The 21,034-nt window shown below is 37.1% G+C and carries 18 protein-coding genes and 1 other annotated feature (1 of these 19 running past the window's edge); all 18 genes read left to right on the top strand.

Annotated features, from left to right (window positions below):
- Positions 1 to 39: 39 nt before the first annotated feature.
- The 18 genes from icd to ytxC all read left to right on the top strand — a co-directional run bounded on the left by icd (position 40) and on the right by ytxC (position 20,845).
- Positions 40 to 1,314 (top strand): NADP-dependent isocitrate dehydrogenase, encoded by a 1,275-nt coding sequence (gene icd / locus GLW08_RS07710; protein ID WP_160848027.1) that lies wholly within the window; start codon positions 40 to 42, stop codon positions 1,312 to 1,314.
- Positions 1,315 to 1,341: 27 nt separating this feature from the next.
- A complete protein-coding gene (mdh, locus tag GLW08_RS07715) occupies positions 1,342 to 2,280 on the top strand; it encodes a malate dehydrogenase (protein ID WP_160848028.1) in 939 nt (312 codons plus the stop codon).
- Between the two features lie 21 nt (positions 2,281 to 2,301).
- Positions 2,302 to 2,838, top strand: coding sequence for a MaoC/PaaZ C-terminal domain-containing protein (locus GLW08_RS07720; protein WP_337193917.1), 537 nt, complete (start codon positions 2,302 to 2,304; stop codon positions 2,836 to 2,838).
- 692 nt (positions 2,839 to 3,530) lie between these two features.
- Positions 3,531 to 4,241, top strand: a complete 711-nt coding sequence (locus GLW08_RS07725) for a response regulator transcription factor (RefSeq protein ID WP_160848029.1) — start codon at positions 3,531 to 3,533, stop codon at positions 4,239 to 4,241.
- Positions 4,234 to 5,976 (top strand): two-component system histidine kinase PnpS, encoded by a 1,743-nt coding sequence (pnpS, locus tag GLW08_RS07730; protein ID WP_160848030.1) that lies wholly within the window; start codon positions 4,234 to 4,236, stop codon positions 5,974 to 5,976. The genes GLW08_RS07725 and pnpS overlap by 8 nt, the downstream gene beginning before the upstream one ends.
- A 395-nt stretch (positions 5,977 to 6,371) precedes the next feature.
- Positions 6,372 to 7,349, top strand: coding sequence for an FtsH protease activity modulator HflK (hflK, locus tag GLW08_RS07735; protein ID WP_160848031.1), 978 nt, complete (start codon positions 6,372 to 6,374; stop codon positions 7,347 to 7,349).
- Positions 7,342 to 8,277, top strand: a complete 936-nt coding sequence (hflC, locus tag GLW08_RS07740; protein WP_160848032.1) for a protease modulator HflC — start codon at positions 7,342 to 7,344, stop codon at positions 8,275 to 8,277. The genes hflK and hflC overlap by 8 nt, the downstream gene beginning before the upstream one ends.
- Positions 8,278 to 8,591: 314 nt before the next feature.
- The gene (gene polA / locus GLW08_RS07745) at positions 8,592 to 11,231 is read left to right on the top strand and encodes a DNA polymerase I (protein WP_160848033.1); all 2,640 of its coding nucleotides are present in this window, start codon (positions 8,592 to 8,594) and stop codon (positions 11,229 to 11,231) included.
- Positions 11,232 to 11,246: 15 nt separating this feature from the next.
- Complete coding sequence (gene mutM / locus GLW08_RS07750; protein ID WP_160848034.1) at positions 11,247 to 12,080, top strand: DNA-formamidopyrimidine glycosylase; 834 nt, start codon at positions 11,247 to 11,249, stop codon at positions 12,078 to 12,080.
- 113 nt (positions 12,081 to 12,193) lie between these two features.
- Complete coding sequence (ytaF, locus tag GLW08_RS07755; RefSeq protein ID WP_160848035.1) at positions 12,194 to 12,835, top strand: sporulation membrane protein YtaF; 642 nt, start codon at positions 12,194 to 12,196, stop codon at positions 12,833 to 12,835.
- A gap of 16 nt (positions 12,836 to 12,851) precedes the next feature.
- Positions 12,852 to 13,451, top strand: a complete 600-nt coding sequence (gene coaE, locus GLW08_RS07760) for a dephospho-CoA kinase (protein ID WP_160848036.1) — start codon at positions 12,852 to 12,854, stop codon at positions 13,449 to 13,451.
- A gap of 1,067 nt (positions 13,452 to 14,518) precedes the next feature.
- Entirely contained in the window at positions 14,519 to 15,550 is a 1,032-nt protein-coding gene (locus GLW08_RS07765) for a glyceraldehyde-3-phosphate dehydrogenase (RefSeq protein ID WP_160848037.1), read from the top strand.
- 276 nt (positions 15,551 to 15,826) lie between these two features.
- A complete protein-coding gene (speD, locus tag GLW08_RS07770; protein ID WP_160848038.1) occupies positions 15,827 to 16,204 on the top strand; it encodes an adenosylmethionine decarboxylase in 378 nt (125 codons plus the stop codon).
- 266 nt (positions 16,205 to 16,470) lie between these two features.
- Positions 16,471 to 16,878 (top strand): cytosolic protein, encoded by a 408-nt coding sequence (locus GLW08_RS07775; protein WP_160848039.1) that lies wholly within the window; start codon positions 16,471 to 16,473, stop codon positions 16,876 to 16,878.
- 32 nt (positions 16,879 to 16,910) lie between these two features.
- Complete coding sequence (gene nrdR, locus GLW08_RS07780) at positions 16,911 to 17,375, top strand: transcriptional regulator NrdR (RefSeq protein ID WP_160848040.1); 465 nt, start codon at positions 16,911 to 16,913, stop codon at positions 17,373 to 17,375.
- Positions 17,376 to 17,482: 107 nt separating this feature from the next.
- Positions 17,483 to 18,898, top strand: coding sequence for a replication initiation and membrane attachment family protein (locus tag GLW08_RS07785; RefSeq protein ID WP_160848041.1), 1,416 nt, complete (start codon positions 17,483 to 17,485; stop codon positions 18,896 to 18,898).
- A gap of 34 nt (positions 18,899 to 18,932) precedes the next feature.
- The gene (gene dnaI, locus GLW08_RS07790; RefSeq protein ID WP_160848042.1) at positions 18,933 to 19,859 is read left to right on the top strand and encodes a primosomal protein DnaI; all 927 of its coding nucleotides are present in this window, start codon (positions 18,933 to 18,935) and stop codon (positions 19,857 to 19,859) included.
- Positions 19,860 to 19,981: 122 nt separating this feature from the next.
- The gene (gene ytxC, locus GLW08_RS07795) at positions 19,982 to 20,845 is read left to right on the top strand and encodes a sporulation protein YtxC (RefSeq protein ID WP_160848043.1); all 864 of its coding nucleotides are present in this window, start codon (positions 19,982 to 19,984) and stop codon (positions 20,843 to 20,845) included.
- A 116-nt stretch (positions 20,846 to 20,961) separates the two neighbouring features.
- Positions 20,962 to 21,034: a binding site (T-box leader), on the top strand; it runs 150 nt beyond the window's last position.

A 21,034-nucleotide genomic window follows, 5' to 3' on the forward strand; every position in this document is an offset into this window, starting at 1 on the left:
GTAATACAATTTTATGAAAAGTACTAGGAGGTATTTATAGTGGCACAAGGAGAAAAGATTACTGTTACTAACGGAGAAATGACTGTACCTGATCATGCAATTATCCCATTTATTGAAGGGGACGGAATTGGTCCAGATATTTGGGCATCAGCAAAGAGAGTTATTGAAGCAGCTGTTCAAAAAGCATATGGTGACACGAAGAGTATTGTATGGAAAGAAGTTTACGCTGGTCAAAAAGCAAAGGATAACACTGGTGAGTGGTTACCAAACGAAACGCTAGATACGATTCGTGACTACAAGATTGCCATTAAAGGTCCATTAACTACACCAATTGGTGGCGGTATTCGTTCCTTAAATGTTGCTCTTCGCCAAGAATTAGATTTATTTACTTGTCTTCGTCCAGTACGTTGGTTCCAAGGTGTACCATCCCCTGTGAAACATCCTGAAGATACAGATATGGTGATTTTCCGTGAGAACACAGAAGACATTTATGCTGGCATTGAATGGGAAAAAGGTACTCCAGAAGTAAAGAAAGTCATTGACTTCTTGCAAGACGAGATGGGTGTACATAATATTCGCTTCCCTGAAACTTCAGGAATCGGGATTAAACCAGTTTCTGAAGAAGGGACAAAACGTCTAGTTCGTTCTGCAATTGAGTATGCCCTTCGTGAAGGTCGTGAGAATGTAACATTAGTTCACAAAGGTAACATTATGAAATTTACTGAAGGTTCCTTCAAGGCCTGGGGTTATGATGTAGCTGAGCAAGAATTTGGAGATAAGGTCTTCACTTGGAGACAATATGATGAAATCGTAGAAAAAGAAGGAAAAGAAGCAGCTAATAAAGCGGAAGATGAAGCAAAGGCAGAAGGTAAAATTGTAGTGAAAGATGCAATTGCAGATATTTTCCTTCAGCAGATTTTACTACGTCCAAAAGAATTTGATGTTGTAGCTACAATGAATCTAAATGGAGACTATATCTCTGATGCTTTAGCTGCACAAGTAGGTGGAATTGGGATTGCTCCTGGAGCAAACATCAACTTCGAAACTGGACATGCTATTTTTGAAGCTACGCATGGCACAGCACCTAAGTACGCAGGTCAAGATAAGGTGAACCCTTCTTCCGTCATTCTATCAGGTGTGTTAATGCTTGAGCATCTCGAATGGAGAGAAGCAGCAAATTTAATCACGAAAGCTATGGATAAGACAATTGGTGAGAAGACAGTAACGTATGATTTCGCTCGTCAGATGGAAGGTGCGACTCAAGTTAAGTGTTCTGAATTCGGTGATGCTTTAATCAACAATATGGACGCATAAGTACTAAGTATCAGGAAGGGGATTTTTATGGGTATTCAAAGAAGAAAAGTATCCGTAATTGGCGCAGGTTTCACTGGTGCAACAACTGCATTAATGATTGCTCAAAAAGAGCTTGCAGATGTAGTTCTTGTTGATATTCCTGACCAAGAGCAACCAACACAAGGTAAAGCACTAGATATGTTAGAGGCTAGCCCGGTTCAAGGTTTTGATTCTAATATTGTAGGTACTTCCAATTATGAAGACACTGAAGGTTCTGATCTTGTAATCATTACTGCAGGCATGGCTCGTAAGCCTGGTATGAGTCGTGATGATCTAGTGGCTACTAACTCTAAAATTATGAAGAATGTAACACAACAAATTGTGAAGTATTCTCCTGAAACAACAATCTTAGTTCTAACAAACCCAGTTGATGCGATGACATACTCTGTATTCAAAGAGTCTGGCTTTCCTAAACACCGTGTTATCGGACAAAGTGGTGTACTAGATACAGCGCGTTTCCGTACATTCATCTCACAAGAGCTTAACCTTTCCGTAAAAGACATTACTGGTTTTGTGTTAGGTGGTCATGGTGATGATATGGTACCATTAGTTCGATACTCTTACGCAGGTGGTATCCCACTTGAGAAATTAATTTCACCAGAACGTCTTGAAGAGATTGTAGAACGCACACGTAAAGGTGGAGGGGAAATTGTTGGGCTTCTAGGAAATGGAAGTGCATACTATGCTCCCGCAGCTTCGTTAACAGAAATGGCTGAAGCGATTCTTAAAGATCAGCGACGCGTCCTTCCGGCTATTGCTTACTTAGAAGGTGAGTACGGCTATAAGGACATCTACCTTGGTGTTCCAACTATCTTAGGTGGAAATGGAATCGAGCAAGTAATTGAACTTGATTTAACAGAAGATGAAAAAGCTCAATTAGATAAATCAGTAGAATCTGTCAAACATGTAATGAATGTAGTAGAATAAATATAAACATAGAGAAACTCGGTGAAATGCCGAGTTTTTCTATCACCATATAAGAAAACGCTTTCAAATGGAGGTGGCATGTTGTTAGGGAAAAAACGAAAGTTAGGTAAAAAGCTAAAAGATATACAGATTGGAGAAACATTTTCCACAAGTGCTAAAATAGAAGATAAAGATTTACTACTATTTCTTGGCCTAACGGATGATGCAAATCCTTTGTACATCCAACATGATTATGCTTCACAAACTCCTTTCAAGCGACCAATTGTACCTACTGTGATGCTTAATGGTATTGTAACATCTGCTATTTCGATGCACCTTCCCGGTCCGGGATGTCACATTGTTGAGGAGCATTTGTACTATCCGAATCCAGTCCATCATTATGCAGAGTTACAAGTATCATTGGAGGTAACGGAAATGGATTGGGAAAAGCATCTCGTAACTGTAAAGGCAATAGCTTTAGATGAAGAAGGAAATGAAGTTGTAAACGGTACACTGAATGTATGTCCAGCCTATGAGCCAGAATCTATGAATGCCAAATCGTTAGAGAATTTTTACTAGAACAGGTACATTAGTATAAACTATAAGATAAAGATGCCTAATTTGGATAAGTAGTTCAATTTTATTTCGTACAGTAACACGAGTTGTACAAATATATTGAACTATTTTTTTATTGTATAGAGAAATTATAAAATTCAATGCTTGTGTATAACTAAAAAAGTGATGTAGCCACGTCCACCTCCAGCGCCCAGCGATTAGTATGCTTCCCTCGCCTCCGTACGATAAGTTAACATCGAATCACGCATGTTTTTCGTGTTTCTTTTACCTCCTACGGAAAGAAGCTCGATTAAAATCGCTACATCACGTAGCAACATCGAACCAACCTACGTCGTGTAGGCCGCAGTACATACGTTGCTAAACGGGCGCATGCGCTTTTGTTCTATTAATTCACCTCTTTGTAAAGCGAGATAATTTACAAATTAGAACCAACAGATTATTAAATAGAGTATAGTCTTTATTGTTTAGCAAAATCTAGTTACAGAAACTTTGTGTATAATCATAAGAATTTAGTACAATGGGCGATAATGTGTATATAGAGAAAGTTTGGAGAAATCAACGATTATTATTAATCTTTCGAAAATTCTATGTTAATTTTTTGTAAACATACTATGCTTTAAACAGATAGTGCTTTTGAAATTATATACTTCATTGTATGATTAGGGTAGAAACTTGAAACTGAGGTGTTATGTAAGATGGCTCAACATATATTAATCGTGGATGATGAAGAATCCATTGTCACATTATTAAAATACAATATTGAACAAGCTGGCTTTACAACGGAAGTAGCTTATACGGGTAAAGAAGCATTGGAAAAAGCTAATGAACAAACATTTGATCTTATTGTCCTGGACGTCATGCTACCAGAAATGGATGGAATGGAAGTTTGTAAGCAAATGCGACAAAAGCAAGTTCAAACTCCTATTCTTATGTTAACAGCAAAAGATGATGAGTTTGATAAAGTATTAGGACTAGAATTGGGTGCAGATGATTATTTAACAAAACCATTTAGTCCACGAGAAGTGGTGGCAAGAATTAAGGCCATCTTACGTCGAGTCACGTATCATTCAAATAGCACAGAAGAAGAACGGGAATGCTTCAAAATTGCAGATTTGATGGTGTATCCAGAACAATATGAAGCAACTGTAAAAGGGGAAGGGTTGATTCTTACACCTAAGGAGTTTGAATTACTTCTCTATTTAACAAGAAACAAAGGACGCGTATTATCCAGAGATCAACTTTTGAGCGCTGTCTGGAACTATGACTTCGTAGGAGATACTCGTATTGTTGATGTTCATATTAGTCACTTGAGAGAAAAAATAGAACCTGATACGAAGAAGCCTGTATATATAAAAACCATACGTGGATTAGGCTATAAGATGGAGGATCCTTCTAAAGATGCGTAATTATGATTCACGTCCTTTTTTAAGTTATTCCATACTAGCTATTCTTTTGATGCTTAGCTTAGGGCTTGTGCTAGCACAATTAACCAAAAATTTTGTTACAGATATAGTAGAGGAACGAGTGAAAAATGATGCTCATTATTTGGTAGAATATATTGATTCTGCCTCAGAAGTATCACAATTAGTGGATCTAAGCAATCAGTTAGATATAGGAATAGTTTATAAAGAGAGTAATGAAAAGGAATTGGATACAACTGATCAAATCCTTAACCCTACGAATGATGAAAAATCCAGCATTCAAGAATTTATAACAAATTATGATAGTGATGGAGAACCTCTAAATAAAGGTCAAATCCATGGTAATCTATTCTACTATCCTTTCCAAACCAATGAACTTGAGGGAACTTTAATCATGGTAATTAAAGTTACTTCTCTAACAAATATCACAAAGAATATATGGCTAATAATTGGTATAACTGTGCTTATAGGAATTTTAGTGATGGCGACATTAGGTAGAAGTATTTTCGAGAAGTATATTAAACCTATTCGTTCTGCAGCACGTGTAGCTGATGAATTAGCACAAGGGAATTATCGAGCTCGTACTTATGAAGGCAACTATGGAGAAGCTGCACAATTAACGACTTCAATCAATGTTCTTGCTCGGAATCTTCAAGAGATGACCATGATGCAGGAAATGCAGAAGGACCGTCTTGAAGCAGTAATCAATAACATGGGAAATGGGTTAGTGCTAATAGACGAAAAAGGGTATGTTCACCTTGTGAATAAGGCATTTCTTGAAAGCTTTGGTGGAAGTGGTACAGATTACTTAGGTCACTTGTATTACCATGCTATTGAAGAAGAGGAAATTCATAAAGCAGTGAAGGAAGTGTTTATGACAGAAGAAAGAGTACGGTACTCCTTTATTCGTTCCTTACAAATCGAACGAAGATTTCTAGAAGTCTTGGGTGCTCCAATAATAAATGAATCCAATGTTTGGAAAGGTGTTGTATTGGTATTCCATGACATCACAGAGTTGAAAAACCTAGAACAAATGCGTAAAGACTTTGTGGCGAATGTATCTCATGAATTAAAAACGCCTATTACTTCCATTCGTGGTTTTTCTGAAACCTTATTAGATGGAGCTATGCAAGATGATGCACTTCGTGAACAATTTATTAATATTATTTTAAAAGAAAGCCAGCGACTGCAGTCATTGATTCATGACTTACTAGAGCTTTCAAAATTAGAGAAAGAAGAATTTCAACTTAATATAGAAAATGTGTATGTAAAGGGAATGATCCAAGACATTGTTCCGATTGTGGAACACCAGGCTGATGAAAAAGAAGTACATTTGGAACAGCATTTAACAGATGATGTCATGATAGAAGGAGATTCGGCAAGATTAAAGCAAGTTGTGATTAATCTCCTTACTAATGCTATTAATTACACACCAAAACAAGGCGCGGTATCAGTAGCATTAACAACACATGATACAGAAGTGGAAATAACAGTTACAGACAGTGGTGTGGGGATACCAGAAGAAGATATTCCTCGTATATTTGAACGTTTTTATAGAGTGGATAAAGCCAGAAGTCGTAATTCTGGTGGTACCGGTCTTGGGTTAGCTATTGTAAAACATATTGTGGAAGCTCATCATGGGCATATAAAAGTACAAAGTGTTAACCAAGAAGGAACAACATTCCGTATTTTCCTACCTGAAAAATTTACAAAAAATTAATAACTCCTTAATCCTTTATTTAAACTCTATTGATAAAGTAACAATTGAAACCCTTTCATCCAAGGTGTTTTCTTTTTTTGGACGGAAGCCCATCCCGCTTCCGTCTTTTTTATGGTTTTTTTTAAGTAAAGATAATATAACATTAGTACTTACATTTCTAGCTTCAGCGCTTACCCGCTCGAGGTCATAAGTAAATTCTATTCCTGAGTAAGGTATCTAGCGATGTTATTTATGTACATTATAAAATTTTAAGCTTATTAATTAAGCTTATTCTTTTTGGATAAGCTTTTTTGTAGGTGTAGGTGGATAATAATAAAAAATAAAATGTGAAACAAAAGATGTATTATATTCGTAAATAGATTGTAATGATATTGAAACATAAGGGGAGAGAACCTATGACATTAAGGCAAATCTATACTTGGATTGCGATTTCAATTGGTATCGTGGTACTCGCTATAGTGGGGACGACAAGTTGGTACACCGTAGATGAATCTGAACAAGCCGTCATTCTTACATTCGGTGAAGCGGAGGAAAGTATAACGAATCCTGGTTTACACTTTAAAATGCCATGGCCTATACAAGAAAAACAAAAACTTTCCAAAGAGACGTTCAGTTTAAATTTTGGATACAATCAGGGTCAGGAGGATAAAGGGAAAGCAAATCAAGTTCAAATGATTACAGGGGATGAAAATATTGTCTTAGCTGACCTAGTAGTACAATGGAAAATTACTGAACCTGCTCAATACTTATATCAATCTGCTCAACCAGAATTAGTATTAAACAACGCTACTTCTGCTTCATTGCGTCAGATTATTGGTACATCCAAGATTGATGATGCTCTTACATCAGGTAAAGCAGAAATTGAAAATGAAGTGAGAGAGCTACTCGTATCACTTGTAGAAGATTACAATATCGGTATTTCTGTTATTGATGTAAAACTTCAAGAAGTTGATTTACCAAATTCTGAAGTGAGAACAGCTTTTACGAAGGTAACAGATGCAAGAGAAACAATGAACACAAAAATAAATGAAGCCAAAAAGTACAAAAATGAAAAATATGAAGAAGCGTTAGGGGAAAAAGATGCAATCATTTCGCGTGCTGAAGGGGCTAAAGTAGCCAGGATAGAAGAAGCGAAAGGTGATGTAGCTCAATTTGATGCTTTATATACTGAGTATGAAAACTCCCCAACTGTTACAGAAAATCGTCTTGTTATTGAGACGCTTGAGGATGTGTTGCCTCAAGCTAATGTGTATATCATGAACGATGAAAGCAATACAGTTAAATACTTACCAATTGGAAATAGCCAAGTTCAATCAATGCCTCAACAACAAACACAAAAGCAAGAACAGGAAGGGGGTTCTAATAATGAGTGATGAAAATGTAGTAAACGTGGGAAACGGTTCAACAAATGGAAACTATCGAAAGTATATTAAAGCAGGGGTTTCTTTACTTGTACTTATTCTTCTGTTGGCCGTTTTGTTTACGAGTATGATGATTGTAAAAGAAGGAGAGTATAAAGTAGTCCGTCAATTTGGGGAAGTTGTATCTATTAAGGAAGATCCTGGCCTTCACTTTAAGCTACCATTCATACAAACTGCCACTACATTACCAAAAAAGAAACAGGTATATGATGTAGCTCAAAAAGAGATTAATACATTGGATAAAAAACGAATGATTATTGATAACTACGCGGTATGGCAAATAACAGATCCACAGAATATGATTGAAAACGCCAGAACAGTTATTAATGCTGAGGCACGGATGGGCGAGTTTATTTTTTCTGTTATTCGAACTCAACTTGGTCAAATGAATTATGAAGAAATTATAAACGATGAAAAGTCTTCAAGAGGAAATATTAATTTTCGAGTGACAGAGCAGGTAAATGAATTATTGTCACGATACAATTACGGTATTCAAGTAGATGATGTTCGTATTAAACGAACAGATCTACCAGATGAAAACGAGCAGTCTGTTTTCCGTCGTATGATTTCAGAACGTGAAACGAAAGCTCAGGAATATTTGTCAAAAGGGGAAGCGGAAAAGAACCGTATCATTGCCCAAACCGATCGTGAAGTTCAAGAAATGCTAGCAAAAGCTAATAAAGATGCTGCTGAGATTCGTGCACAGGGTGAGCAAGAAGCGGCACAAATCTATAATGAGTCCTTCCAAAAAGATGAAGAATTTTATAGACTGTACCGTACGTTGGAATCTTATAAGAAAACAATTGATGGCGGAACGACAATTATTCTTCCACAAGATTCACCTTATACACAAACATTATCAGGCTATTTAGGACAGTAAAGGTAGGGCGTTTTTTTCTTCTATCACCGAACATGGTAAAATAGGAGAAAATAACGCCTTTTTTTAAAAGTAAAAAAAGCTGTAGCTCGTCTATTTCTAGCTCAAGTGCCTGCGTGTAGTTTGACTGCCCCCTCATCTTTTTGGGGGGGGAGGTCTGATAAACTTGTTACGTTACACGCCAACATTCATTCTATCTGTGTAGTTCATGTTGCAGTAGATACCGGGTGTTCAAAGCTTTTCATTATACTTTTAGAAAAGACAAAACATTTAGATTGAAATTCTAGTCTGAAACGAATACAAAGGAGTGCCTCTAGATGACGAAGAAATTAATACTAATTGATGGAAATAGTATCGCTTATCGTGCTTTTTTTGCTTTACCATTGTTGAATAACGATAAAGGTGTACATACAAATGCGGTTTATGGATTTACCACCATGTTACTGAAAATCTTGGAGGAAGAACAGCCAAGCCATGCTCTTGTGGCATTTGATGCAGGGAAAACAACATTCCGTCACAAAACATATGAAGAATATAAGGGTGGTAGACAGAAAACACCACCTGAGTTGTCTGAGCAATTTCCATTAGTCCGAGAGTTATTGGATGCCTTTCAAATTTCCCACTATGAACTAGACCAATATGAAGCAGATGATATTATCGGCACTCTAGCTAGAAGAGGAGAACAAGATGGGTTTGAAGTAAAAGTGATCAGTGGTGATCGGGATTTATTACAACTCGTATCCGACCACGTTTCTGTTGCGTTAACTAAAAAAGGCATTACGAATGTGGAGACCTATACGCCATCCTTCATGAAAGAAAAAATGGAGATTAATCCTGAACAGATAATTGATTTAAAGGCACTAATGGGTGATAGCTCTGATAATATTCCAGGTGTACCTGGAGTAGGTGAAAAAACAGCTGTTAAATTACTGCACCAATTTGAAACCCTAGATCAAGTATTTGCAAATGTAGAAGAAGTAAGCGGTAAGAAGCTAAAAGAGAAGCTACAGAATCATAAAGATGATGCATTCATGAGTAAGGAGCTCGTTACAATTGATATCCAATCTCCTATAGCGGTGAAGTTAGATGAGATTCAATATAATGGGCACGATTCGACTAAGGTTGCTCACTTTTTCCGTGACCTTGGATTCCATTCACTTCTTGGACGCATTAATGAAGATGAAGAAGGTGCTGAAGAAGTACAAGATGCCCTTCCAAGTATTGATGTAACTATTGTTGACTCAGTTGATGAAACGATATTAGAAGATCACTCTGCCCTCGTTGTAGAGATGTTAGGTGAAAATTACCATACATCACCTGTTGAGGGAATTGGGTTAGTGAATGATTCCGGAACCTACTTCATTCCAACAAATGTAGCGATGGAATCAGAACTTTTTAAGAAATGGGCACAAGATAAAACGAAGAAAAAGTGGGTATTTGACGCTAAGAAGACGTTAGTTTCTCTAAAACGATTTGATATAGATATTGAAGGAATAGAGTTCGACTTGCTGATTGCTTCTTATCTCATCAATCCTTCAGAAAACCATCATGACATCCCATCTATTAGTCATCGTATGGATAAGAAGGGAATTGCGTATGATGAAGAAGTTTATGGAAAAGGTGCCAAGATGAAGGTTCCTGAGCAAGATTCTCTAGCTGATCACGTAGGTCGTAAAACCACTATGCTTTATGAAATGAAGGATTCTGTTGAGGAACGACTCAGAGAAAATAGTCAGTGGGAACTGTATCATGAGTTAGAAATGCCTTTATCTCTCATCCTTGGTGAAATGGAGCATGTAGGTGTAGCTGTGGATGTAGAACAACTTGAAAGTATGGGAAAAGAACTTCAACGCCGTTTATCTGAGATTGAAGAAGAAGTGTATAAGTTGGCTGGTGAAACATTTAACTTAAATTCACCCAAACAGCTAGGACCAATTTTATTTGAGAAGCTGGAACTTCCAGTTATCAAGAAAACGAAAACAGGTTATTCCACCTCTGCTGATATATTAGAGCAATTAGAAGATAAGCATGAAATCATCCCTAAGATATTACTATATAGACAGCTTGGAAAACTTCAGTCCACATACATTGAGGGATTATTAAAAGTAGTAGATGATCAAACGCATAAAATCCATACAAGATTTAATCAGGCTTTAACTCAAACTGGACGCTTAAGCTCAACTGAACCCAATCTTCAAAATATCCCTATTCGTTTAGAAGAAGGACGTAAGATTAGACAAGCATTCATTCCTTCCGAAGAAGGATGGAAGATTTTCTCGGCAGACTACTCTCAAATCGAACTAAGAGTATTAGCTCATATTGCAAATGATGAAAAGCTAATCCAAGCGTTTAATGATAATGAGGACATTCACACAAAAACAGCTATGGATGTTTTCCATGTAAGCAAAGACGAGGTTACGGATCAAATGAGAAGACAAGCGAAAGCCGTAAACTTTGGTATTGTCTATGGAATAAGTGATTATGGTTTGTCGCAAAGCTTAGGGATAACCCGAAAAGAAGCAAAAAAATTTATAGACCGCTACTTGGAAAGTTATCCAGGCGTAAAAGAGTACATGGATGACGTGGTTCAAGAAGCAAAACAACAAGGCTATGTGACAACGTTAATGATGCGCCGTAGGTATTTACCTGATCTTACAAGTCGTAATTTCAATCGTAGAAGCGCTGCTGAACGTACAGCAATGAATACACCAATTCAAGGAACTGCTGCTGATATTATCAAACAAGCTATGATTGATTTGTACCATAAATTAGCAGATGAAAGGTTGGAAGCGCGCATCCTTCTCCAAGTACATGACGAATTAATTATAGAAGCTCCAGAGCATGAGCTTGAAACATTAAAAGAACTAGTCACCAAGGTTATGGAAGAAACCTTTTCATTACATGTGCCATTAAAAGTAGATCATGCTTACGGTGACACATGGTACGATGCAAAATAAGGAGCGAACAAGTACATGCCAGAATTGCCAGAAGTGGAAACAATCAAGAAGACACTAGAGCACATGGTCATTGGGGAAACCATTAAGAATGTTATCATTTATTGGCCGAAGATGATCAAACAACCTGATGATAGTGAAGAATTTACCAATCTGGTAAAAGGACAAAAGATAAATCGTTTAGAACGCAGAGGTAAATTTCTACTATTTTATTTGGATACACATGTTTTGATATCCCATCTTAGAATGGAGGGGAAATATGGCGTTTTCAGTACGGAAACCCCTCTTGCAAAACACACGCATGTTCGAATCCTATTCGAAGGTGGGCAAGAGCTTCGTTATCAAGATGTACGAAAGTTTGGGACGATTCATCTATATAATATGGGGGAGGAATTTAATGTACCACCATTAGAACAACTAGGACCGGAGCCATTTGAAGACTCCTTCAGTGTTCCATACCTTCATAACAAATTGAAAAGGACCAATCGCCATATAAAAACAGTTTTACTAGATCAAACTATTCTAGCTGGGTTGGGGAATATATACGTAGATGAAGCATTGTTTAAAGCAGCTATTCATCCATTGCGCATCGCTTCGAGTATTACGGAAGACGAAGTACGTTCCTTACATCGTTCCATTCAGGAAACGCTTCGGGAAGCGGTTGCTCAAGGTGGGACAACGATACGATCTTATGTGAATACTCAAGGACAAATAGGAATGTTTCAGCAACAATTAAACGTCTATGGACGCGAAGAAGAAAACTGCAACGTGTGCTCTACCCCTATTACCAAACTAAAAGTAGGCGGAAGAGGAACTCATGTGTGTTTAACCTGTCAGAAAGAGAAAAGATAGTTCAAATTCAGAAGCATCTTAACGTAAATCAATTTATTCAACATGTGGTCAAGGCACAGTGAATTAACTCCTCCCATATACTATTTTAGATTATAGGTGGAAGGAGCCAGCATATGCCTGACATCATGACGTTATTCCTTCTTGCATTTGCAGTGAGCTTAGACAGCTTTACAGTTGGTTTTACTTATGGAATGAGAAAAGTAGGGTTATCGTATCGAGTGATTTTTATCATTGCAGGAGTGTCTGCTTTAACGTTTTTTGTTGCGATGTTAATCGGTAAGACCATAGCTGTTTTCTTGTCCCCTCACTTAACAGAAGTGATAGGAGGAAGCATTTTAATTCTTATTGGATTTTGGGTGATTTACCAGTTCTTTAAAAGCAACAAAACCACCCAATCAAATGAACAGCTAACACCTTATATATTTAAACTAGAGATAAAATCACTAGGAATTGTTATTCAAATCTTGAAAAAACCAATGAGTGCTGACATTGACCGATCTGGTTCTATTAATGGAATCGAGGCTTTATTACTTGGTATCGCTCTTTCACTTGATGCATTTGGAGCAGGTATCGGGGCTGCCATGTTTGGATTTACTCCTTTTCACACGGCGCTTATTATTGCATTTATGAGCAGTTTCTTCTTATGGGTTGGCTTGAAAAGTGGTTACTGGCTATCCTATTGGCGTTGGTTAGATCGACTTTCATTTTTACCAGGTGTACTCTTAATTGTATTAGGTGTTATGAAAATGACATAATTGGAGGCTTTATGTAATGACTGTAGTAATTGGTTTAACAGGAAGCATAGCAAGCGGTAAAAGTACCGTTTCCTTAATGTTTGATGAATTTAATATTCCAGTAGTTGATGCAGATAAACTTTCTCGGAAGGTTGTAGAGCCTGGTAAAAAAGCTTATAACGATATTGTAGAAGAATTTGGTCATGATATTTTGAGAGACGACCAAACGATTGACCGTAAAGCATTAGGAACAATCGTATTTAATGATGAAGAAAAAAGGAAAAAACTTAATTCATTTGTTCACCCAGCTGTACGAGAAGAAATGTTACAGGAACGGGATTATTATGTAGCAGAGGGGTTCAAAGCTGTAGTTCTAGATATCCCATTGTTATTTGAGAGTGATTTGGCTCATTTTGTAGATAAAGTAGTGGTAGTATATGTTGATGAAGAAACACAGTTGAAGAGACTGATGGAAAGAGATGATAGTTCTAGAGAGGAATCATTAAGCAGAATTAACTCCCAAATGCCTGTATCCGAAAAAGCAAACAAAGCAGATGAGGTAGTTGATAACTCTGGTAGTAAATACGAATCTTACAAACAATTAGAGGCAATTCTTCATCGATGGGAGATTATATAGTTGCCCCCAAGCCCGTGAACATTCGTTCACGGGCTTTTTTTACAAGTGAAGAAAGAAGTTTTTGGCTCTTGCATAGGAAAGAAAAGCTATTCAACAAAAGAGGCATAATCTTGAAGACTTGGATTCGAGATAGTTTGGGGGAGTGGGATGTTTCCGTAGGTTTAGTTAGAATAAAGGTGGCCGTGGAACAACTCGCGTCCTGCCAGCGAGCTGGCGATCTACCTTCGGGGAAAAACCCCCTCAGGGGGGCTTGCCTACCCCTTTCTCCGTCGGGAGTCTCCTTGTTCCATGGCCACCTGCTGCGATGTTGGGAGAAACGGAAACATTGCGAACTTAGAGAGGTTGAGGTATTTGAATATCTTCTGACGGTCCACACCCTAGTAAGTTCTAGTATAACAATTGGTTCATAACAAAAAATTCTGTGGCAAGAAAGCTAATGGACAGTAGTTCGCTGTTTGTAAAAAATAAAGTTTTATTTGTCCTTAAGATCCACCCAGACATACAACATTTGGCCTCGGGTCCGATAGCCATTACCAGGTTGGGGTGAAGGGGAACTGCGAGACTCCCGCGGTAGAAGGAGGTTGGTGAGACCGTGAGACCCCGGAGGGAGCAAAGCGACTGAAAAGGCTCACCAGCTCGTCCGCAGGAAAGCGAGTTGCTTCACCGTAACCCTCTTCCACTTTTCAAGTATCGGACCCATCACCTTTTGAATATATCTCGAATCCAAGTCTTCAAGATAATGGGGCTTATATGGATGGTAACTGCATTATGTAAAACCCAAAAAGTAATGAGAGCATAACCTTACTTGTCTAGTAAGTAACTAGTGTGCTTCTATCGTCTTCGATATCTATGACAGACTTACGTTGTGTAGATAGGTGTCTTGGAAGCAATATCTGATATACGTTATGTACGTCGATTTTACAGGTCTCTAATGGGGGACATATGTTTCTCTTTATTTTCTAGCGTCCATTTTTTTATATTTTAACACCCAACAAAGGCTAAATGTGTTATACTATTCATACATAAATGCATTTAGTATATCACATATATGGAGAGGGGTAGTTGTTATGAAGTCACGTGTTGCAATTAATGGTTTTGGTCGTATTGGCAGAATGGCATTCCGTCAGGCCGTACTGGATGAAAATCTTGAGGTGGTAGCGGTTAATGCAAGTTACCCTCCTGAAACGTTAGCCCACCTTTTAACATATGATAGTGTTCATGGTCGTTTTCAAGCAGATGTGAAAGCGCTTCAAGATGGTCTTGAGATAAATGGTAAGAAGATTCATTTGTTCTCTTCTCGAGATCCTAAAGAATTACCTTGGAAAGAACACAATATTGATATTGTTATAGAAGCTACCGGTAAGTTTAAAACAAAAGAAACAGCAGGAGCCCACATTGAAGCAGGAGCTAAGAAAGTAGTCATTACTGCACCTGGAAAAGAAGTAGATGCCACGATTGTTATGGGTGTAAATGAGAGCGTTTACAATCACCAGCAGCATGATGTTATTTCCAATGCATCCTGTACGACCAACTGTTTAGCTCCAGTGGTGAAAGTGTTAGATGAGCAATTTGGTATTGAGAATGGATTGATGACGACGGTTCATGCATTCACAAATGACCAAAAAAATCTAGATAACCCACATAAAGACCTTCGGAGAGCTAGGGGTTGTACACAGTCTATCATCCCGACATCTACAGGTGCAGCAAAAGCACTCGGTCAAGTTCTTCCTCAATTAGATGGTAAATTGCATGGGATGGCTTTACGAGTACCGACCCCAAATGTTTCACTAGTTGATTTAGTTGTTGATTTGAAACAGGATGTTACTGTTGATCAAATAAATAATATATTCCGTCATGCAGCGAAAAATGAGCTAAATGGAATTCTATCTTACTCAGAGGAGCCATTAGTATCAGTTGATTACACAACCACAGAGTACTCATCCATTGTTGATGGTTTATCTACACTTGTGATGGAAGATAGAAAAGTAAAAGTTTTAGCTTGGTATGACAATGAATGGGGCTATTCAAAACGAGTTATTGATCTAGTGAATTTTGTAGGTAGTTATTTGAGAAAAGAACAAGAAGTTCAGGTATCATAAATGTCTATCATTGGAATCCCCCTCTTTCTCATTTATAATGGGAAAGGAAATACCACTTCCACTGGTAAGAGTCTGTTAACCAATTTCAAAAAATCTTTATAGAACTATATTGCAAATTTTAGGGAAACGATATATACTAACTTTTGAGCTTCTGAAAATACTAATAAAAAGATGACTGCTTAAAGGGTTAGGACCTCATCGGACTAACTTTCCCCCGTGGTAGTGCATTAGCTAGATGTATAGAAGTAAACTTATGTGGTTAAAGGGGGACTCCCAATGGATACAATGGGTAGACATGTAATTGCAGAACTTTGGGATTGTAACATTGATAAGTTAAATGATATGAATTTAATTGAACAAATTTTTGTTGATGCAGCGTTAAAATCAGGTGCAGAAGTACGTGAAGTAGCCTTTCATAAATTTGCTCCTCATGGAGTGAGCGGGGTTGTCATTATCTCAGAATCACATCTTACGATTCATAGCTTCCCAGAACACGGGTATGCGAGTATTGATGTGTACACATGTGGTAATCGAATTGATCCAAATGTAGCTGCACAATATATAGCAGACGCTCTTGAATCAAAAACGAAAGAAACGGTAGAAGTTCCACGTGGTATGGGACCTGTCGAAGTGAAAAAATTTAATGTCCTATAATATAAAAAGAGGTGTACAATGTGCATCTCTTTTCTTATTAGCTAGGAAAAAAAGTTGACTTTTGTAGTTATAGAGGTTTAAAACCCGCTCTATAGTACAAATTCCTCCGTCGTGATGCTATATTCCTACCTTCCAATCTCCTGACTAGATTACCCTCAAAATAAATCTCAGCTTCAAGAATTTTGGTGAATTTGTCAAATCACCTCGAGTAATGTATTTAACCTTATAGAATTTTTGATATAATAGATTAGAGGTGTACAAGATATATGAAATTAAAACAAATTTTTTCCACATATTTTACGAATCATGCCGAAACAGAAGAAAATCACTATAACGAGTCATTACGTACCCATTATTTTAAAACAACAAAGGATAAAGCCATCAACATTTTGCACGATATGTATTCGAAATCATCATCTTTTGAAGTGAGATCAGTTTCTGAAGAGCGTGGCGAGTTAAGTGTTCAATTAAAAAAACAAAAGAAAGCATTTATCGTTATCAGTGTCATTATGGTCAAGCCTTATCATACTGCAATTGATTTTTCCGTTACATCGGAAACGACATTACCATTTGATCTTGGTTATAGCCATAAAATAATACGCCAACAATACGATATGCTCAAGAAAGAGCTAACTTTTATAGAAACATCAATGGCTCATAAATTAAATGTGTAGATAAGGCAAACCAGATTTGGAGTTGATATGGAGTGAAGTGCCCCAATTGTAGCTACAAAAGTACAAAAGTATTAGACTCAAGGCCAGTAGAGGAAGGAAAATCTATAAGGCGGAGAAGAGAATGCGAACAATGTGAGTTTCGGTTCACCACTTTTGAGCGCATTGAGGAAGTTCCTCTTATCATAGTGAAAAAAGAAGGAACACGAGAAGAATTCAGTCGCGAAAAGCTCATGCGTGGTTTAATCCGTGCGTGCGAAAAAAGGCCAGTTGCTGTAGAAGAATTAGAAAATATTTCAGGTGATATTGAACGGGAATTAAGAAACCGTGGTGTTTCGGAAGTGCAGAGTAAGGAAATAGGAGAGATGGTAATGGATCGGCTGGCTACAATTGACGAGGTAGCTTATGTTCGATTTGCATCCGTATATAGACAATTTAAAGATATTAATGTCTTCTTAGATGAATTAAAAGATTTAATCAAACATGATTCTGAAGGGTAAATGTTTAGGGCCTTGGTGGCTCTTTTCTTTTTTCTACCCCCCTATTACAACAAGCATTTCACTGAATACTTACCGGCATGGACATCGATGAGAAGGGGAGATCAGGTATGAAGGAAACAAATATTGGAAAGTTGTTGCCGGTAGATGGCTTCAAATTACAAGTACCACACAATATTGCTATAAACATGTCTACCTCTTTAACCCATTTATATCAACCCTTAATTGGTTTGGCTGCAATTTCTTTATACCAAACCCTTCTTTCAGAATATGAGGTTCAAAAACAAGACGACCACCCCAGAACGCATCACTTGTTGATGAATTATCTCCATCTACCATTAGATCAAATATATGAAGCTAGAAAGCGTTTAGAAGCGATTGGACTTATACGTTCTTTCCTCTCAGAGGGAGAGCAACAGAATGTATATACGTATGTTTTACTTAGACCATTTACACCAAATGAATTCTTTGAAGATGATATGTTATCCCTGTTATTGTATCATCATATTGGACAGGAAAAATTTCAGAGGTTACAACATTCATTATATTCTAAACCAATAGTGGAAGAACATTCTACTGAAGTTACGTCTTCTTTTGAAGAAATCTTCTCAATGCGAGAATTGCCGAATGATGTCCCATCAAATCCAGAATCTAACGAAACGACAAAAAACATAATCATGTCGACAACTGGCGCAAATGTACAAGAATCCAGTATAGACTTTGATTGGTTAAAAAAAACGTTTCATGAACGAATGCTTCCAGTTAACGTAATTTTCACTGAAAAGAATAAAAAAGTAATGAATCAATTAGCCTTATTATATAACTTGGCTAATTATGAAATGGAAAAAGCAATTCAATGGGCTCTGTCAGATTCAAATGAGTTACATGTTTCTGAATTAAAGGAAGCCTGTCATGATTTATATCAATCAAAGCATCAAAAAGGTCACGGGAATATTAGGTTAACGGAACACAGAGAAAAAGTTGCTTCTGATGAAGGGGCTTCCAAGCAATCTGACGAAGACCAACAACCTCAAGATAAAGAAGAAGCATTGATTAATCAATTAGAACATATTTCTCCTAGGCAATTGTTAACTGACTTATCTAATGGTGCTGAACCAACAGAAAAAGAACTTAAAATTGTTCGTGATATAATGACTTCACAAGGGTTACCTGCAGGAGTTATGAATGTACTCATTTATTATGTGTTATTGAAAACAGATATGAAGCTTTCTAAGCCATATATGGAAACTATTGCAGGGCATTGGGCAAGACTGAATGTAAAAACAGTACGTCAAGCTATGGACACTGCTAAATCAGAGAATCAAAAATACCAGCAATTGGCTACAAAAGGGAAAAATCGAAGACAAAAGCAAGAAGTTTTGCCTGATTGGTTTAAAGAACAGCAAAAAGAAAAAGAAGCACAATCTAAAACAAAAGGTTCAGAAAAGGCTAGTAAATCTCAACAAGAAATTGAGAAGGAAAAAAAGGAATTAGCTGATGCCTTGAAGAAAATGGATGATGAATAGATATCGTGAATAAATTGATTTAAGGATGAGTGACATGGAACCAATCCAAACAGCTTTGAAAAAATGGATGAGAGAGAGTAAAAACTTTCAAGAGCATTATCAAAATATGCGACAAGCTATTTTGCATGATCAAGACATTCAGAAAGTTTTACAACAAAATTCTCATTTGACTGATGAAGATGTTGAACGACATTTAATGAAATTTTATGAATATCAGTCCCAATCTAAATCCTGTGAGGGATGTCCTTCTCTAGAGGAATGTCAAAACCTTGTACCAGGCTATTCACCTAGCCTTCATGTAGCAGGGAAGGATGTTCGCTTAACTTATGAAATGTGCCCAACCAAGCGCCAATACCAAGAACAGTCAGAAAAGCGTTCTTTTATAAGTAGTCTTTACATGCCAAAGGATATTTTAGAAGCTCGCTTTAAGGATTTAGATCCCGATGATCGCTATGAGGCAATAAGACTTGCAGTTAATTATACTGAGAATGTAGAGACCGAAAAAGCTCAAAAGGGCCTTTATTTCCATGGACGTTTTGGAGTTGGAAAAACACATATCTTAGGAGCTATTGCAAATAAACTTGCAAACAAGCGGATTTCCTCTTATATGATTTACATGCCTGAACTAGTAAGGGAAATGAAGTCCTCACTCCAGGATAATTCATTAAACGAAAAAATAGAAAGATTCAAAACAGCTCAAGTCCTTATGTTGGATGATATAGGGGCAGAATCTATGTCATCTTGGTTCCGTGACGAAGTTTTGGGCTCCATTCTTCAATATCGAATGATGGAACGTTTACCTGTATTCTTTACGTCTAACTATTCTTTAGAGGATTTAGAGAAGCACTTAATGACAAATAACCGTGGTGAAATTGACCAACTAAAAGCAGGTAGAATTATCGAACGAATCAAGGCCGTAAGTACACCAGTTGAAGTAATTGGACAAAATCGAAGGCAATAATCAAAAACATTCATCTTAAAACAACCTTTTGCAGGTTGTTTTTTTATTCTTGTTGAAAAACACACATTTTTTCCTTTCTTGTCCCATATAATGTAACAGTTTCGGGGGAAGGGGGGAACAGTTTGAAAGAAGTCTGCTTTGAGTATAAACAGGAAGCTTTATCATTTTGTGAAAGTATCCTCGATGTACAGGAGGATATTACGATTCAATGGAACCATCAAAGAAAATCGGGTTATATTGTCAACATAGAGAGTGGCAATACATCAGCCATATCGGTTAACAAATGGCTTGTTCACGGGTTGATCCATGTATTCACCCTACATAGAGAACAGTCCTGGATACAAGATATTATTCGTAATTGTTATTATTATAATGATGAAGATGAGGTAGCCCATATTTTTGAATTATGTCAATCTTTCTTAGAAGACAATACAGAGCAACGGATGGTTCCATTGCATGGACTTAGCCATGGACAGCATACAAAATTACTATATCGTGTGTTTGAGAACGCCTTAAATGAAGGAGATAATTTACACTTTGATTCAGTTGTAACCTTTCGATTTCAATACTACAGGGAAGAGTTAATTGATTTTGTTGGCTATGCGATTGATGAATATAAGCGAGAAGAGGAGTACCAAACGTATGTTCAGCAACTTAGAGAATATGTAGGGACTAAGCAATCAAAAATCGACCATCTTATTATCGTGCAGAAGAATGCATCGTTTCTTTTCTTCAATTCATCAGGAAAGCCAATTTCGAATGCCATTATTAAAAACCTCGCGCAACAAGAGCCATTATATTTGTTTGGACTCGGAAGAGAGGAACTTAATTTGACGCCAATCATGGCTCTAGCACCACAACAGATATCTTTTTATGGGGATGATGTAACGGATCCTAAAACACTTACGGTGATGAATGTGTTTCAAGAACGTATGGATATGTATCCATTGAATAAATTTCCCTTTAAAAGATTGTCTTCTTCATAATTCCATATAGCTATCTTGCATAGAAAAAAATATGAATCAAAAAATAGGCTTGCTTTCCAGAATAATTCCACATATAATAAAAAACATAAACTAATTAAACAACCATTCCTTGATATAAAAAAGTTTTGATGAGGATACGAACAACGTGTTCCGACTTAACAGAGAGGGAAGTCATCGGCTGTGAGCTTC

It is taken from the genome of Pontibacillus yanchengensis, assembly GCF_009856295.1.
Classification (GTDB): Bacteria; Bacillota; Bacilli; order Bacillales; family BH030062; genus Pontibacillus; species Pontibacillus yanchengensis_A.